Source organism: Streptomyces sp. NPDC092369, assembly GCF_044755245.1.
In the GTDB taxonomy this organism is placed as follows: Bacteria; Actinomycetota; Actinomycetes; order Streptomycetales; family Streptomycetaceae; genus Streptomyces.
Window position 1 is genome coordinate 508,391 of the sequence record NZ_JBIVQP010000008.1, and the last position, 15,873, is coordinate 524,263.

General features: G+C 70.6%; 15 protein-coding genes. 11 read left to right on the forward strand and 4 right to left on the reverse strand.

The genetic code is table 11. The annotated features are described in order from the left end of the window. Window positions 1-5: 5 nt before the first annotated feature. Window positions 6-2,234 carry an MMPL family transporter gene (locus ACIQI8_RS40290; protein ID WP_402362512.1) on the reverse strand — a complete coding sequence of 743 codons (2,229 nt, stop codon included), beginning with the start codon at window positions 2,232-2,234 and terminating at the stop codon, window positions 6-8. A 134-nt stretch (window positions 2,235-2,368) separates the two neighbouring features. Between ACIQI8_RS40290 and rpe the strand changes: the two genes are divergently transcribed. After that, window positions 2,369-3,055 (forward strand): ribulose-phosphate 3-epimerase, encoded by a 687-nt coding sequence (gene rpe, locus ACIQI8_RS40295; RefSeq protein WP_402362515.1) that lies wholly within the window; start codon window positions 2,369-2,371, stop codon window positions 3,053-3,055. Window positions 3,056-3,145: 90 nt separating this feature from the next. Further along, window positions 3,146-4,189 (forward strand): sugar-binding transcriptional regulator, encoded by a 1,044-nt coding sequence (locus ACIQI8_RS40300; RefSeq protein WP_401725350.1) that lies wholly within the window; start codon window positions 3,146-3,148, stop codon window positions 4,187-4,189. A gap of 115 nt (window positions 4,190-4,304) precedes the next feature. Here ACIQI8_RS40300 and ACIQI8_RS40305 read toward each other — a convergent pair whose 3' ends face one another. Then, a complete protein-coding gene (locus ACIQI8_RS40305) occupies window positions 4,305-5,480 on the reverse strand; it encodes an ATP-binding protein (RefSeq protein WP_402362518.1) in 1,176 nt (391 codons plus the stop codon). 358 nt (window positions 5,481-5,838) lie between these two features. Here ACIQI8_RS40305 and ACIQI8_RS40310 point away from each other — a divergent pair, with 358 nt between their 5' ends. The 7 genes from ACIQI8_RS40310 (at window position 5,839) to ACIQI8_RS40340 (ending at window position 11,520) form a co-directional block, all read left to right on the forward strand. Further along, window positions 5,839-6,168, forward strand: coding sequence for a hypothetical protein (locus ACIQI8_RS40310; protein ID WP_402362521.1), 330 nt, complete (start codon window positions 5,839-5,841; stop codon window positions 6,166-6,168). A 143-nt stretch (window positions 6,169-6,311) separates the two neighbouring features. Then, complete coding sequence (locus ACIQI8_RS40315; protein WP_402362524.1) at window positions 6,312-6,623, forward strand: barstar family protein; 312 nt, start codon at window positions 6,312-6,314, stop codon at window positions 6,621-6,623. A gap of 169 nt (window positions 6,624-6,792) precedes the next feature. Further along, a complete protein-coding gene (locus ACIQI8_RS40320; RefSeq protein WP_402362526.1) occupies window positions 6,793-8,235 on the forward strand; it encodes a GuaB1 family IMP dehydrogenase-related protein in 1,443 nt (480 codons plus the stop codon). A gap of 315 nt (window positions 8,236-8,550) precedes the next feature. Beyond that, window positions 8,551-9,003, forward strand: a complete 453-nt coding sequence (locus ACIQI8_RS40325) for an Lrp/AsnC family transcriptional regulator (RefSeq protein ID WP_124002888.1) — start codon at window positions 8,551-8,553, stop codon at window positions 9,001-9,003. Between the two features lie 147 nt (window positions 9,004-9,150). Next, window positions 9,151-10,392: an MFS transporter gene (locus ACIQI8_RS40330; protein ID WP_402362530.1), complete on the forward strand. Its 1,242-nt coding sequence runs from the start codon at window positions 9,151-9,153 to the stop codon at window positions 10,390-10,392. Window positions 10,393-10,673: 281 nt separating this feature from the next. Then, window positions 10,674-11,132, forward strand: a complete 459-nt coding sequence (locus tag ACIQI8_RS40335) for a roadblock/LC7 domain-containing protein (RefSeq protein ID WP_402362533.1) — start codon at window positions 10,674-10,676, stop codon at window positions 11,130-11,132. A 7-nt stretch (window positions 11,133-11,139) separates the two neighbouring features. Next, window positions 11,140-11,520, forward strand: coding sequence for a DUF742 domain-containing protein (locus tag ACIQI8_RS40340; RefSeq protein WP_402362536.1), 381 nt, complete (start codon window positions 11,140-11,142; stop codon window positions 11,518-11,520). A gap of 32 nt (window positions 11,521-11,552) precedes the next feature. On the opposite strand, the gene ACIQI8_RS40345 is transcribed toward ACIQI8_RS40340, so the two are convergent. After that, window positions 11,553-12,110 (reverse strand): Repetin, encoded by a 558-nt coding sequence (locus ACIQI8_RS40345; RefSeq protein WP_402362539.1) that lies wholly within the window; start codon window positions 12,108-12,110, stop codon window positions 11,553-11,555. A 326-nt stretch (window positions 12,111-12,436) separates the two neighbouring features. Here ACIQI8_RS40345 and ACIQI8_RS40350 point away from each other — a divergent pair, with 326 nt between their 5' ends. Next, window positions 12,437-13,225 carry a carbon-nitrogen hydrolase family protein gene (locus ACIQI8_RS40350; RefSeq protein ID WP_402362542.1) on the forward strand — a complete coding sequence of 263 codons (789 nt, stop codon included), beginning with the start codon at window positions 12,437-12,439 and terminating at the stop codon, window positions 13,223-13,225. A 59-nt stretch (window positions 13,226-13,284) separates the two neighbouring features. Beyond that, window positions 13,285-15,003 carry a flavin monoamine oxidase family protein gene (locus ACIQI8_RS40355; RefSeq protein ID WP_402362545.1) on the forward strand — a complete coding sequence of 573 codons (1,719 nt, stop codon included), beginning with the start codon at window positions 13,285-13,287 and terminating at the stop codon, window positions 15,001-15,003. A gap of 21 nt (window positions 15,004-15,024) precedes the next feature. Here ACIQI8_RS40355 and ACIQI8_RS40360 read toward each other — a convergent pair whose 3' ends face one another. After that, window positions 15,025-15,711 (reverse strand): DUF5995 family protein, encoded by a 687-nt coding sequence (locus ACIQI8_RS40360; protein ID WP_402362548.1) that lies wholly within the window; start codon window positions 15,709-15,711, stop codon window positions 15,025-15,027. Between the last annotated feature and the right edge of the window lie 162 nt (window positions 15,712-15,873).

Here is a 15,873-nt window from a genome sequence, read left to right on the forward strand (position 1 = left end):
TGCGGTCATTCGGAGGTCTGGCCGACCCGTTCCGTCTCCGTCGGCGCGGGCGCGTCGTCGTGGGCCAGTCGGTGCGGCCACCAGATCTTCGGGCCGACGTCCAGGAACAGGGATGTGACCAGGACCGAGCGGACGATGAAGGTGTCCAGGAGGACGCCCAGGGCGACCGTGAAGCCGATCTCCGCGAAGGCCACCATCGGGAGCGTGCCCAGGGCGGCGAAGGTGCCGGCCAGGACCAGGCCCGCGGAGGTGATGACCGCGCCGGTGGCCGCGAGGCCCGTCACCACGCCCGGGCGGGTGCCCTGGTGGCCGGCCTCCTCGCGGATGCGGGTGGTCAGGAAGATGTTGTAGTCGATGCCCAGGGCCACCAGGAAGACGAAGACGAACAGCGGGAAGTCCGTCTGCTCGCCCGCGTAGTCGAAGATGTGCCGGAAGGCCAGGGCGCTGGCGCCGAGGGCCGCCGCGAAGGACAGCACCACCGTGCCGATCAGCAGCAGCGGCGCCACCAGCGCGCGCAGCAGCAGGCCCAGGATCAGCAGGACGACCACCAGGACCGCCGGGATGATCACCAGGTTGTCGTGCGTCGTCGCCGCCTCCATGTCGAGCAGCGACGCGGTGCCGCCGCCCACCCGGGCATCCGCGTCCGGCACCGCGTGCACGGCGTCCCGGACCCGGTCGACGGTGTGTTTCGCGGCCTCGCTGTCGGAGGGATCGGACATCGTCGCCTCGAACAGCACCTGACCCTCGTACGACGGTTTCGTGCCCGGTGGTACGGCGATGCTGTCGGGCACCACGCCCTTGGTGCCGGCGACCGCGGTGCGGACCTGCGCGGCCTGCGCCTCGTTGGAGACGATCACCAAGGGGTCGCCGGTGCCCGCCGGGAAGTAGCGCTCCGAGACCTTCTGGCCGGTGATCGAGTCCGGTGTGCCGGTGAACGCGTCCGCGTTGCTGATGCCCTCGGCGCGCAGTTGCAGCAGGCCCAGGGAGAGGGCGGCCAGGACGAGGGCCGTGGCGGCCCAGACGGCGCGCGGGCGGCGGGCGATGGAGCGGCCCATCCGGGCCCAGATGCCGCGCTCGGTCGGGTCGGCCGAGCCGAAGTGCGGGATCACCGGCCAGAAGATCCAGCGGCCGAAGATCAGCAGCAGGGCGGGGAAGAGGGTGATCATCGCGAGGAGGGCGACGGCCACGCCGATGGCGGCCACCGGGCCGAGGCCGCGGGTGGAGTTCATCTCGGCGGCCAGCAGGACGAGCATGCTGACGACGACGGTGGCGCCCGACGCGAGGACGGCCGGGCCCGCGCGGTGCAGGGCGAGCGCCATCGCCTCGTGCCGGTCCTCGTGGCGGCGCAGCTCCTCCCGGTAGCGGGCGACCAGGAGCAGGGCGTAGTCCGTCCCCGCGCCGAAGACGAGGACCGTCAGGATGCCCGCGCTCTGGCCGTTGACCGTCAGCCCCGCGTGCTGGGCGAGGAGATAGATCAGCGCCTGGGCGGTGAACAGGGAGACGACCACGCCGATCAGCGGTACGAAGATGAGCGTCAGGCTGCGATAGGTCAGCAGCAGCATCACGATCACGACGCCCATCGCCGAGAACAGCAGCGTCGAGTCGATGCCCTCGAAGGCCTTGGAGAAGTCGGCGGAGACGCCGCCGGGGCCGGTGACGTGCACGGAGAGTTCGCCCGTACTCTTGCCCGTCTGATCGCGGATGGAGTCGACGGCCGGGGCGATCTCCTCCCAGCCCTTCTCGTCCATCGTGATCGGGATGTAGATCTGGGCGGCCTCGGGCGCGGACTCGTTGTTGTAGACGGGGCCGCGGACCTCGGAGCCGCGGATGCCGTGCGCGGTCAGCTTCTTGATCTGGTCCGCGTCCTGCGCGATCTTGTCCCGGTCCTGCTCGGTGAGCCCGCCCTCGCGCGCGTAGACGACGACGGCCGGGATCTGCTCCGGCCGGAAGCCGTTCGAGGTGTTGAGGACCTTGGTCGACTCCGCCGAGCCCGGCAGCCAGGAGGCCGCGTCGTTGTCCTGGGCGTCGGTGAGCTTCGAGGCGAGCGGCGCCGCGACCACCAGCACCACCAGCCACAGGGCCACGATGACCCACTTGCTGCGGTGGCCCGTCACGAAGCCGATGAACCCTTGGCGGACATGGCGCCCATGGCCCTTGCCGTCCGTCTTCGGGTCCCTGCCCGAGTTCGTGTCCGTGGTGGCGTCCGCGTTTGTGTCTGTGTTTCCGTCCGTCATGGCGACCCCCGTCGACCTACGTCGTGCCGATCGGCGGCCCAGCATGGCACGCGCGGTCCCGGTAGGACATCCGATGAACGTCCTAGGTCCGGACCGGCGCGAACAAACGTGCCCGGACATGGCAGGCTTGGGGCATGGCCGCGCAGATCAACCCCAGCATCCTGTCCGCCGACTTCGCCCGCCTCGCGGACGAGGCGCAGGCGGTCGCGGGAGCCGACTGGCTCCATGTCGACGTCATGGACAACCATTTCGTCCCGAACCTCACGCTCGGCGTGCCGGTCGTAGAGTCGCTGGCCCGTGCGACGGACACCCCGCTGGACTGCCATCTGATGATCGAGGCCCCCGATCGGTGGGCACCTCAGTACGTCGAAGCGGGGGCCTCTTCCGTCACCTTCCACGTCGAGGCGGCCGCCGCGCCGGTGCGGCTGGCCCGGGAGATCCGGGCCAAGAGTGCCCGCGCTTCCATGGGGCTGAAGCCCGCGACGCCCATCGAGCCGTACGAGGACCTGCTCCCCGAGCTCGACATGCTGCTGATCATGACCGTTGAGCCGGGCTTCGGCGGGCAGGCGTTCCTCGACATCATGCTCCCGAAGATCCGGCGAACCCGCGAGTTGATCAGCAAGCACGGTCTGGAGCTGTGGCTGCAGGTCGACGGCGGGGTCTCCGAGTCCACCATCGAGCGCTGCGCCGAGGCCGGCGCCGATGTCTTCGTCGCCGGCTCGGCGGTCTACGGCGCGTCCGACCCGGCCGCGGCGGTACGTGCACTGCGCACCCAGGCGGAGGGGGCGATCGCCCAGGCGTCCTGGGCATGCGACCACTGAGCCACAGGACGGTGAACAGCTACGTGAACGGCGCCCATCAGGGCGGATCAAGTGCGCCGGATCTGCAAGGATGAACGGCGAATCCAGAGTGTGAACAGCAGTGAGGAGAACGCCGTGTCGGGTATGTCGGCGGGCCGGTCAGCCGTGCGGATGGGACCCGCTGAGCTGGTGCAGGCGGCGGCCATGGCCCGCCGCTTCTACCTCGAGGGCAAGTCCAAGATCCAGATCGCGGAGGAGTTCGGCGTCAGCCGCTTCAAGGTGGCCCGGGTACTGGAGACTGCCCTCGAACGAGACCTCGTACGCATCGAGATCCGTGTCCCGGCCGAACTGGACGCCGAGCGCTCCGACGCGCTCCGCGCCCGCTACGGCCTGCGGCACGCCGTCGTGGTCGAGTCCCCGGCCGAACCCGACGAGTCGCCCGACCCCGAGAACCTCGGCGAGGTGGCCGCCGAACTGCTCGGCGAGCTGCTGAACGAGGGCGATGTGCTGGGCCTCGCCTGGGGCCGCTCCACCATCCACATGGCCGCGGCCCTGGACCGGCTGCCGCCGTGCACGGTGGTGCAGTTGACGGGTGTGTACGACGCCGGGACCGCCGAGCGCGGCTCGGTGGAGGCGGTCCGCCGCGCGGCCCAGGTCGCCGGCGGCGACGCCCACCCGATCTACGCGCCGATGCTGCTGCCGGACGCGGCCACCGCGGAGGCGCTGCGCCACCAGACCGGCATCGCCCGGGCCTTCGAGTACTTCGACAAGGTCACGGTCGCCTGCGTCTCCATCGGCTCCTGGGAGGCCGGCATCTCGACGGTGCACGACATGCTCAGCGACGAGGAGCGGGGCCACTACGCCTCCCTCGGTGTCGCCGCCGAGATGTCCGCGCACCTCTTCGACGCGCAGGGCCGTCGGGTCGGACGGGACCTCGGCGAGCGGTGCATCACGGTCAAGGCGGACCAGCTCCGCCGTATCCCCGAGGTCGTGGCGATCGCGGGCGGGGCGCGGAAGGCTGCCGCGATCGACGCGGTACTGCGGTCCGGGCTCGTCACCAGCCTGGTGACGGACACGTCGGCGGCGGACGTGTTGATGACGTCGGGACCGACCCCGAAGTCGGCGCTCAGCCGGACGGATCCGGATGGACCCTGACAGGGGCTGACGCGGGTCACGAGGCAGGTCGTGAGGGGACGGGCGGGGTGGCATCGGTGAGATGCCGCCCCGCCCGTCCCCTGTCTGCCGCTGTGCCTGCTCGTCGGCCGGGAGTTCAGCCCTGGTGGCAGTCGTGGTGGTGGTCCTGGGGGCGGTCCCGGATGATCTGTTCGACGATCCCCGTCGCCTGTTCCGGGTGTTCGTCGAACCAGGTCCCGAGATGTTCTTGGACGGCGTCTCCGACGCAGGTGCGTACGGGCGGGTTGCTGAGCAATGTCCGCGTGGCGCCGCGGAATTCGACTTGGTCGAGCTTCACCGACACGACCGCCGAGAGGTGCGTGCCTACGCGCTCGGCGCCGGGGCCGGGATCAACTGCCGTCAGCAGCTCCCGCTTTCGCGCGTAGGCCGAGACCGCGGCCGCCACACCGTCGTAGAAGCCCTCCACGTGCGTGCCGCCCTCGTGAGTGGCGAGGCTGTTGGCGAAGCTGTGTACCGACTTCTGGCGGCTGTGCCAGGCGAGGGCGACCTCCATCGTCCCCGCCATCCGCGGGTCCTCCCGTTCGAAGCCGATGACGTCCGGAGATGCGCCCAGCCCATCCGTGGCGAGAGCGGCCACGAAGTCCCGTACGCCGTCCGGGAATTGGAACCGAACCGCCCGGGTTCCTCCCCCCGGACGTTCGTCGGTCAGTGAGATGTCCAGACCCCGGTTGAGGAAGGTCACCTGTCGCAGACGCTCCGCCAGTACGGCGAACGCGCAGTGCGTCGTCTCGAAGATCTCGGCGTCGGGCCAGAAGGCGATGGTCGTCCCGCTTCCGGTCGCCGGTCCCACGGTCGTGGGCGGGGCGAGAGGGACACCGCGCGCGTACTCCTGGACCCGATGGGTCCCCTCGCGCCGCACCTCGGCCGTCAGTCGGCTCGACAGGGCGTTGACGACGAAGAGCCCCACACCGAGAGGGGCCAGGAACACGATGTGCCGGCCGCTGGGCTCGGGCCCGGTGCGCAAGCTGGTCAGCAGGCTTTCGAGGCCGAGTTCGCCGGTGACTCCGTCGCCCGGGTCCTCGAAGGGAACTCCGGGCCCGTCATCGGCGACCCGCACCCCGCCGTCGGCCGTGAGCGTGACGTCGATACGGCCGCCTCCCTTGGCCAGTGCTCCGTTCACCGCCTGGCCGACGGCATCGAGCACCATCTGCTGCAGGCCCCGTTCACCGGTCGACCCGACATACATCCCAGGCCGTTTGCGTACGGCTTCCAGCCCCTCGAAGACCTCGATCTGGGCAGCGTCGTACCTCATGCCATCCCCACTCATGTAAACCCCTCCCATGGCGTCCGGCAGATGTCTCCACCCTAGGAGAAATTCATGAAAACACCAGGTCAGAGCAGTTCTGGTGAGGTCGTGGGCGGGCAGGTGAGGGCTCGTCAGAGGGCGCCCGGAACAGGGCGCGCGTACAGCGTCCGTCGTCCGTCCGGGGGCCCGCCGAGGCCGCGTACGACCCCGTTCCGGGCGCCGCTGAGGCCTCTGATTTTGCCCAGCACGCGGGTTCGAGTTGTCGCCGATGACGGTGGCGGACGGGCCCGGAGGTGCGTTCTGGGGCTTCGCGTACGTAAGAACAGTCACCGGGCCACCGCCCGGCTCGACGCAGGGAGAGTTCATGTACGGGGAAGAGGCCGCGAAGACCCACTTCGCTCAATGGTTGCTGTGCCGTGCCCGGTCGGCCGGGTACGACGTCGAGGCCACCGGTATGCGCGCGACGCTCCTGATCGTCACGTCGCTGGCGCTGTCCGGTGGCCTGGACGACGCGATCACGGCGAGCATGGCGGCGGGACTCGCCGTCACTCCGCAGGAGCTGACCGACGCCTACACCGACGAGATGCACGAGTTCCTGCGCTCCAGACGGGAGTTGGAACTCGCGGACCTGCGGTCCCATCCGGACCTGGCGGGCCTGGAGGAGACGCTGGACAGGATCGAGCGCACGGCGTAGGGCTTCGCCCCTTGTGCCGTGTCTTCAGTCCCGGGACGCAGGGCCGAAGGCAGGGGTGCGGGGCCGTGTGCCGGGATACAACTACTCCGACGATCACCACAACTCGTTCAGGGTGGTTCTGAGATGACGGAGGCGGTACTGAGATGGCGGAACTGACGGTCACGCTCGACCTCGAAGGGGTCACCGACAAGGCGGGCCTGATGGACCGGTGCGCCCGCGCCCTGGCGCTGCCCGACTGGTTCGGCCGCAACTGGGACGCCCTCGCCGACAGCCTCTCCGACCACACCGTCTGGCCCGACGGAGCCGTCGAGCAGGGGCTCCTGATCGTCGTACGGAACTGGCGACCGTATGCCGAGGCGCGGCCCGGTGAGTGGCGGACCGCGGTCGACGTGTTCGGCGAGGCGGTGGACCGGACGGCGGCGCTTTCCGTGGTGCTCGCGCTCGGTGGGGCCTAGTCGCTTTCGACGGGCGAGCGCTTGGAGGTTCCTCCGAATGCGGCGCTGACCTGCCTGGATGATGCTCCCGGGCATCGCATCGCGCCCACCGTGGGACAATGAAGTACGTGCTCTTCCCCCTGGCTGACCTGTCCGGGGACCACCTCTGATCGACTGGGATGTGCGGCACGTGCGTTTCCTCAATGACATCCAGCCCCCGTACGACCTGACGTACGACGACGTCTTCATGGTGCCCCGCCGCAGCGCGGTCGGCTCGCGGCAGGGCGTGGACCTCGGCTCCCCGGACGGCACGGGCACCACGATCCCGCTGGTCGTCGCCAACATGACCGCGATCGCCGGCCGGCGCATGGCCGAGACCGTGGCCCGGCGCGGTGGGCTCGTGGTCATTCCGCAGGACATCCCGATCGAGGTCGTCACCGACGTCGTCTCCTGGGTGAAGAGCCGCCACCTGGTCCTGGACACCCCGATCCGGCTGACCCCGCACCAGACCGTCGCCGACGCGCTCGCCCTGCTGCCCAAGCGCGCGCACAACGCCGGTGTCGTCGTCGACGACAGCGGGCGGCCGGTCGGTGTCGTCACCGACCAGGACCTCACCGGCGTCGACCGCTTCACCCAGATCGGCCTGGTCATGTCCCGCGACCTGCTGCTGCTCGACGCGGACATCGACCCGGGCGAGGCCTTCAACCGGCTCGACGCGGCGAACCGGCGGTACGCGCCCGCGGTCGACAAGGACGGCCGGCTCGCCGGCATCCTCACCCGCAAGGGCGCCCTGCGCGCCACGCTCTACACGCCGGCCACCGACGCGAACGGCAGGCTGCGCATCGCCGCCGCCGTCGGCATCAACGGCGACTTCGTGCAGAAGGCCAAGCAGCTGCTGGACGCGGGCGTCGACACGCTCGTCATCGACACGGCCCACGGCCACCAGGAGTCGATGATCAGCGCTATCAAGCAGGTACGCGCCCTGGACCCGCAGGTCCCGATCGCGGCCGGCAACATCGTCGCCGCGGAGGGGGTCCGGGACCTGATCGAGGCGGGCGCCGACATCATCAAGGTCGGGGTCGGACCGGGTGCCATGTGCACCACCCGGATGATGACCGGCGTCGGCCGGCCCCAGTTCTCCGCGGTCCTCGAGTGCGCGGCCGAGGCGAAGAAGTACGGCAAGCACGTATGGGCCGACGGCGGTGTCCGCCACCCGCGTGATGTCGCGATGGCACTGGCCGCCGGGGCATCGAACGTGATGATCGGCTCCTGGTTCGCGGGCACGTACGAGTCGCCGGGCGACCTCCAGCAGGACGCGAACGGGCGGCTCTACAAGGAGTCGTTCGGCATGGCGTCCGCGCGGGCCGTGCGCAACCGCACCTCGGACGAGTCGGCGTACGACCGGGCCCGCAAGGCGTTGTTCGAGGAGGGCATCTCCACCTCCCGCATGTTCCTCGACCCGGCCCGCCCGGGCGTCGAGGACCTGATCGACTCGATCATCGCGGGCGTCCGCTCCTCCTGCACCTATGCCGGCGCCGGCTCCCTGGAGGAGTTCGCCGAGAAGGCGGTCGTCGGCATCCAGAGCGCGGCCGGCTACGCGGAGGGCAAGCCGCTGCACGCCAGCTGGAGCTGAACCGAGTCCGTTGCCGACGGCTCCTGTTGAGACCGTCCTGGTTGAGGCGGCCCCTGTCGTACGGCGGGGGCCGTCCCTGTGTCCGGGGCCGGGCGCTCTCGTCAAGTCGCCTTGACGTCGAGATGCTCGAACTGCTCGCGCTGAGTGCGTGCCGGGGACGCTGACGGGTGCCGGCCGAGGTAGGCGGTGCCCGGGTGGGCTTCGGCGTCCGGACGGCCACCGGCTCGTGTTCTACTTCGTATACGGCCATCGCCGCGTCACCCACGGCCGTCGCCGCTCCCGTAATCGCGTCACCCGAAAAGTGATCAACCCACTGTGCTGAACGATCTCGACGAACGCATCGTGCACGCCCTCGCCGAGGACGCCCGTCGCTCCTACGCGGACATCGGGCAGCTGGTCGGCCTGTCGGCGCCCGCCGTGAAGCGCCGGGTGGACCGGCTGCGCGCCAGCGGCGCCATCACCGGCTTCACCGTGCGGGTCGACCCGGCGGCGCTGGGCTGGGAGACCGAAGGGTTCGTCGAGATCTACTGCCGGTCCAACACCTCGCCGGAGACCATCCAGCGTGGCCTGGAGCGCTACCAGGAGGTCGTGGCGGCCTCGACCGTCACCGGTGACGCGGACGCCGTCGTGCAGGTCTTCGCCTCCGACATGCGGCACTTCGAGCGGGTCCTGGAACGGATCGCCGGGGAGCCGTTCGTCGAGCGCACCAAGTCGGTGCTGGTGCTGTCACCGCTGCTGCGCCGCTTCTCGTCGGGCTCGCCCACGTAGTGCTGGGAGCAATTCCCGGACGGATCCGCCCGGCGTGTCTACCATCGGTGACATGACCTGGCGACATTGATCCACCAGCCGTGCCTCCCGAGGGCCGCCTCGGACGCCGTACCTCCGGCATCCGATCCGTCCCTGCGGGAAGGCCTCATGACACTCTCACCTGCGCGTGTGCCCGTCGGCACCGGCGTCCGCCGGCTCACGGCCACGCTGTACGGCTATGCGTTCCTGGACGACTTCGTCCTGCTCTACCCGGTGTACGCGCTGCTGTTCAGCGACACCGGACTGTCCGTCTGGCAGATCTCGTCCCTCTTCGCCCTCTGGTCGCTGACCGGCGTGTTCCTGGAGGTGCCCTCGGGCGCCTGGGCCGACGCCGTGTCCCGGAAGCTGCTGCTGTGGCTCGGTCCGCTGCTCACCGCGGCCGGCTTCGCCCTGTGGGTGCTCACCCCCTCGTACTGGGCCTTCGCCCTCGGCTTCGTGCTGTGGGGCGCGCGCGGAGCACTGGGTTCCGGCGCGCTGGAGGCGCTTGTCTACGAGGAGTTGGAGCGGGCCGGTGCGGGCGATCGGTACGCCCGGATCATGGGCCGGGCCCGGGCGGCGGGTCTGGTCGCGGTGATGGCGTCGATGGGGCTCGCCGGTCCGGTGTTCGCCTGGGGCGGCTACCCGGCCGTGGGCGCGGCGAGCGTGCTGGCCTGCGTGGCGACCGCGGTGACGGCGACGCGGTTCCCGGAGCACCGGATCATCTCCCGCTCCGGAGAAGGGAGTTGGGCCGCGACCTTGCGTTCCGGGCTCGCCGAGGTCCGTAAGGACCGGTCGCTGCGCGGGGCACTGCTGCTGATCCCCGCGGTGGGTGCCGTCTGGGGGGCGCTCGACGAGTACACGCCCCTGCTGGTGCGCGACACCGGCGTCGCGGAGACGACGGTGCCGTATCTGTTGCTGCTGATCTGGACCGGGGCCACGGCCGGGAGCCTGCTCGCCGGACCCTTCGAGCGGCTGGGTACGGCGGGATTCGCGTCGGTGCTCGCGGGTGCCGGGATCGCCCTGGCCGCGGGGGCGCTGACGCGGACGACGGTCGGTCTCGGCCTGGTGGCGGTCGCCTTCGGCGGCTTCCAGCTGGCGACCGTGCTGGCCGACGTCCGCCTCCAGCAGCGCATCGGCGACGACGCCGGCCGGGCCACGCTGACCTCGGTCGCGAGCCTGGGCACCGAACTGGGCACGGTCGCCGTCTACGCCGGGTACGCGACGATCGCCACCGGCGCCTCCAACGGCACCGCGTTCGCGCTGTTCGCCGTGCCGTATCTCGTGACGGCTGCGGTGCTGGCGGCCGGTCGGTCGTCGTGGTCCCGGCGGACGGGCCGCCAGCTTGTGCGACGATTCACTACCGGTGAGTAGGAACAGTCGGTAACGTCATCGGCAAGGAATTCCGCACTTCGCGGGCAGCCGGTTCCGTCGGCGCTGGTGCTGTTGCCCGAAGGGGTGTTGGCTGAGGGCGAGGACGGCATGGCTCGGTCTCCCCGCGTGGCCCTCGCGGCCCCGCGCGAGGAGAACTCCGAGAAGGTACGCGCACCGCCCTCGGGGCCTTGCGACGGGTCTCGCCCGAGGCCGCCGAGGCTTGCCCCTGGACTCCGACCCCACGTGGCGAACCGAGAACGAGAAAGGCAAGGACCCCGCCGATGCCCCGTGACCGGAGCCCCGACCGCGCCATCAGCCGCGCCACCCCCGCCGACACCCCGGGCACCGGCCTCGGCTGGCTGCTCGACGACCTCGTCGCCCGCACCGGCCAGGTCCGTCAGGCCGTGCTGCTCACCGCCGACGGCCTGCCCCTGAGTGCCTCGGACGGCATGCGCGCCCGGGACATCGAGCACCTCGCCGCCATCTGCGCCGGCTTCCACGGACTGGCCGGTTCGGCGGGGGAGCGGTTCGGGGCGGGCGAGATCCGCCAGACCATGGTGATGCTCGACGACGCCTACCTCTTCATCACCCCGGCCGGCGACGGCAGCCGACTGGCCGTGCTGAGCGAGGCACAGACGGACGTCGGTCAACTCGCCCACGAGATGGGCCTCCTGGTCCGCCGCGTGGGCCGGCACCTGGCCGCCGCCGTACGATCCGCCGAGGCCCCGGCCGGCCCGTGACCCCACCGTGAGAGACGAGCGCTGGTACGAGGGCGAGACCGGGGCCCTGGTACGCCCTTACACCGTCACGCGGGGCCGCACCCGCCCCTCCGACCGGCATCACATCGACCTGATGTCGCAGGTCACCGTGGTGCCCCCGGTCGGCACGGCACCGGGCCTCGACCACGTGGGCGCGTGCCTGCTGGCCCTGCTCCACCGCGGCCCGCGGCCCGTCGTGGAACTCGCCGCCGACGCCGACCTGCCGCTGACCGTCGTACGCGTCCTGCTCGGCGATCTGGCCGAGACCGGTCTCGTACGGATCGATCCTCCCCGGCCGGCGTCGACCGTGCTGCCGACCGACGACCCCGAGCTGCTGCGGGAGATCGTCGAGCGGTTGCGGGAGATCTAGGGAGTGCGCGTGCCGGACCCGGGGGACCGGGTCTAGAACTGCGGCTCCCATGGCACGACCGTGAAGTCACCCGTGCCCTGCTTCACCTTCTCGAAGGGGGCCGAACTCACGCACTTGGGCAGGTCCTTGGGGCCCAGGTCCTCGGTCGTGGCCCAGCTGTAGCCGAGCCGGTCGCGGTGGCCGAGGTCGTGGACCGAGATGCCGACCCGCGTGCCCTTGGCGTCGGGGAGGTTCGTGTCGGTGACGATGCCCGAGACGACGGCCACCTTGCCGCCGGTGACCAGGCAGTCGACCTTCGCCTTCGCCCAGGCGCCGTCGCCGTTCAGGTAGTGGCTCCACTCGAAGGTGCCGGTGGCCTTCATCGGGTCGGCGTCGTCCTTCGCCGCGAGGTGGGCGTCGAAGGAGAAGGTGATGTCGTCGCCGAGCGAGCGGTAGAGCTTCGCGGTACCGGTGAGGGCGGCGGCCTCGCGCTGCGGCCTGCCCTCGGCTCCCGAGGTGACGGCGGATCCCGCCGCCACGGCGGAACCCGTCAGACCGACGGTGAGCAGGAGCGCGACCCCGAGCACGGCGACCTTCGTACGACGCTGCATGACGGACCTTTCTGCAGGTGAAGCGGACGGTCACCACTCTCCCGGCGCCGCCTCGCCGTCACATCGCGCGCGAGTAGGCACCCCGCCTCCGCCGTCCGGCGGGGAACCGGCCGTGACCTGCGCCTCAAGGAGGACCGGAGGTGGTCCCGGGGGCGCGCAACGAATCTCCGCCGGACGGGTGGCCCGCGCAACGAACCGCTCACCGGCGCGCAACGGCTCCTCCTTGTCGCTCGGCCACCCGCGCCCGTACCGTCTAAGTGGGTCCCATTGGTGGCCCTTCCATCTTTTCCGGCACTTCGCCCCTCTCGTCCTGGTGAGGAACACGCATGCGCACCGCCCTGCTCCAGAGCTCCGGCCGCCCCGGCTCGATCGTCGAGAAGCTCAGGGTCCTCGACGAGGCCGCGGGCCGGGCCGCCGCCGCGGGCGCCGAGCTGCTCACCGCGCCGGAGATGTTCCTCACCGGGTACGCGATCGGCGACGACATCGGCCGCCTCGCCGAACCCGCCGACGGGGACTCGGCCGACGCGATCGCCGAGATCACCGGTCGGCACGGTCTCGCGATCGCCTACGGCTACCCCGAGCGGGACGGCGAGAGCGTCTTCAACTCCGCCCAGCTGATCTCCGCCGACGGCACCCGCCTCGCGAACTACCGCAAGACCCACCTCTTCGGCCGCTTCGAGCGCGACCACTTCACACCGGGCGAACAGCCGGTCGTCCAGGCCGAGTTGGGCGGGCTGACCGTCGGGCTCATGATCTGCTATGACGTCGAGTTCCCGGAGCCCGTCCGCGCCCACGCCCTCGCCGGCACCGACCTGCTGCTCGTCCCGACGGCGAACATGCACCCGTTCCAGTTCGTCGCCGAGTCGATGATCCCGGTGCGGGCCTGGGAGAACCAGATGTACGTGGCGTACGTCAACCGGATCGGCGAGGAAGGGGAGTTCGACTTCTTCGGTCTCTCCACGCTGGCCGGACCCGACGGGGTCGCCCGCGCCCGCGCGGGCCGCGGCGAGGAGCTGACCTTCGCCGAGGCCGACCCCGCCGTCCTCAAGACCTCCCGCGAGGCGAACCCGTATCTGACGGACCGCCGCCCCGGTCTCTACGGGTCCCTCAGCTGACGCGCCGGCTTTCTCTCCCTCTCCCCTCACGTTCTTTTCGCGCAAGGAGTCCCCACCCCATGACGTCCACGGTGCCCAACGCCGTCGAGCACACCGACGAGCGACAGCAGCCGCCGATCACCATGTTCGGGCCGGACTTCCCCTACGCCTACGACGACTTCCTGGCCCACCCGGCGGGCCTCGGCCAGATACCGGCGACCGAGCACGGCACCGAGGTCGCGGTCATCGGCGGCGGCCTGTCCGGCATCGTCGCCGCGTACGAGCTGATGAAGATGGGCCTCAAGCCGGTCGTCTACGAGGCCGACCGGATCGGCGGACGGCTGCGCACCGTCGGCTTCGACGGCGTCGGCACCGAGGAACTGACCGCCGAGATGGGGGCGATGCGCTTCCCGCCCTCCTCCACCGCGCTCCAGCACTACATCGACCTGGTGGGTCTTCGGACCCGGCCGTTCCCCAACCCCCTTGCGGAGACGACCCCTTCGACCGTCGTCGACCTCAAGGGCGAGTCGCACTACGCCGAGACGGTCGCCGATCTGCCGCAGGTCTACCGCGATGTCGCCGAGGCGTGGAACAGGTGCCTCGAAGAGGGCGCGGACTTCTCCGACATGAACCGCGCCCTGCGCGAGCGGGACGTGCCGCGCATCCGCGAGATCTGGGCGAAGCTCGTCGAACGGCTCGACAACCAGACCTTCTACGGCTTCCTCTGCGACTCCGAGGCCTTCAAGTCCTTCCGGCACCGCGAGATCTTCGGCCAGGTCGGCTTCGGCACCGGCGGCTGGGACACCGACTTCCCCAACTCCATCCTGGAGATCCTGCGGGTCGTCTACACCGAGGCCGACGACCACCACCGCGGCATCGTCGGCGGCTCCCAGCAACTGCCCGTCAGACTCTGGGAACGCGAGCCGCAGAAGATCGTGCACTGGCCCTACGGCACCTCGCTGGCGTCCCTGCACGTGGGCGGCGAACCCCGCCCCGCCGTGACCCGGCTGCACCGCACCGCCGGCAACCGGATCACGGTCACCGACGCCAACGGCGACATCCGCACCTACCAGGCGGCGATCTTCACCGCCCAGTCCTGGATGCTGCTCTCCAAGATCGCCTGCGACGACTCGCTCTTCCCGATCGACCACTGGACGGCGATCGAGCGCACGCACTACATGGAGAGCTCGAAGCTGTTCGTGCCTGTCGACCGGCCGTTCTGGCTCGACAAGGCCGTCGACGACAGGGGAAACCCGACCGGCCGCGATGTCATGTCGATGACCCTCACCGACCGGATGACGCGCGGGACCTACCTCCTGGACGACGGTCCGGACAAGCCTGCGGTCATCTGCCTCTCGTACACGTGGTGCGACGACAGCCTCAAGTGGCTGCCGCTGTCGGCGAACGAGCGGATGGAGGTCATGCTGAAGTCGCTCGGGGAGATCTATCCGAAGGTCGACATCAGGAAGCACATCATCGGCAACCCGGTGACGGTCTCCTGGGAGAACGAGCCTTATTTCATGGGCGCGTTCAAGGCCAACCTGCCCGGCCACTACCGCTATCAGCGGCGCCTGTTCACGCATTTCATGCAGGACCGGCTGCCCGAGGACAAGCGGGGCATCTTCCTCGCCGGCGACGACATCTCCTGGACGGCGGGCTGGGCCGAGGGCGCGATCCAGACCGCGCTGAACGCGGTGTGGGGCGTCATGCACCACTTCGGCGGCGGGACGGACGCGACCAACCCGGGTCCGGGTGACGTGTACGACGAGATCGCGCCGGTGGAGCTGCCGGAGGACTGAGCGGGGCCGCGGCGCCCGGCCTCAGTCGGGCAGCGGCGTGAGCATCATGCGCCCGGCGAAACCCACCGCCGCGTCCAGCCGCTCGGTGAACTCCTCGGCCACATCGGGCAGTCCGCGCAGCGCCCACAGGGCCCGTGCCGCCGTCCAGGTGGCGTCCCTGGCACGGTCCAGACTCCACGAACCCAGCAGATGGGTGAGCGGGTCGGCGATCTGGAAGAGGTCGGGGCCCGGCATCAGATCTTCGCGGATGCGCTCCTCCAGCGAGACGAGGAGATCACCCACGCGGTCGAACTCGTCCTCCACCTCGGCGGGTTCGCAGTCGAGGCTACGACACGTGTCCACCACGGCGAGCGCCAGATCGTGGCCGATGTGCGCATTGATGCCCGCGAGGGCGAACTGCAGCGGGCGTACGCCGGGATGCCGGCGGAGCTGGAACAGCGGCCGCCAGCAGGCGGGCGGCCGCCGGTCGTCCGTCGCCGCCTCCACGGCCGCCAAGTACCGCTCCGCGAACCGCACGTCCAGCGTGATCGCGGCCCGCGCGTCCGTGAAGGCACCGGCCTCGATCCGCCGGTCGACCGCCTCCGTCACGGCCAGGTAGACGCGGTTGAAGACCGCGATCCCGTCCCGCTGCGGAAGAGCCGCGTCCAGGGCGCGCATGCGCGAGACGACGACGTCCACAGGTGTGGTGATCTGTTCCAATTGCGGCATGGGGGAAGGGTCCCAGTCATACGCTGACCGAAGTGCCGGCGGGACCGACGCTTCCCCAGAACGGGGGAACGCACCCGCCGTGGGGAGGGGACACACCACCGTGTCAGGCTTGCGCGCCCAGCGGCTGGCCGAGCGCAGGGCCGAGCACCGTCGCGCCGCCCG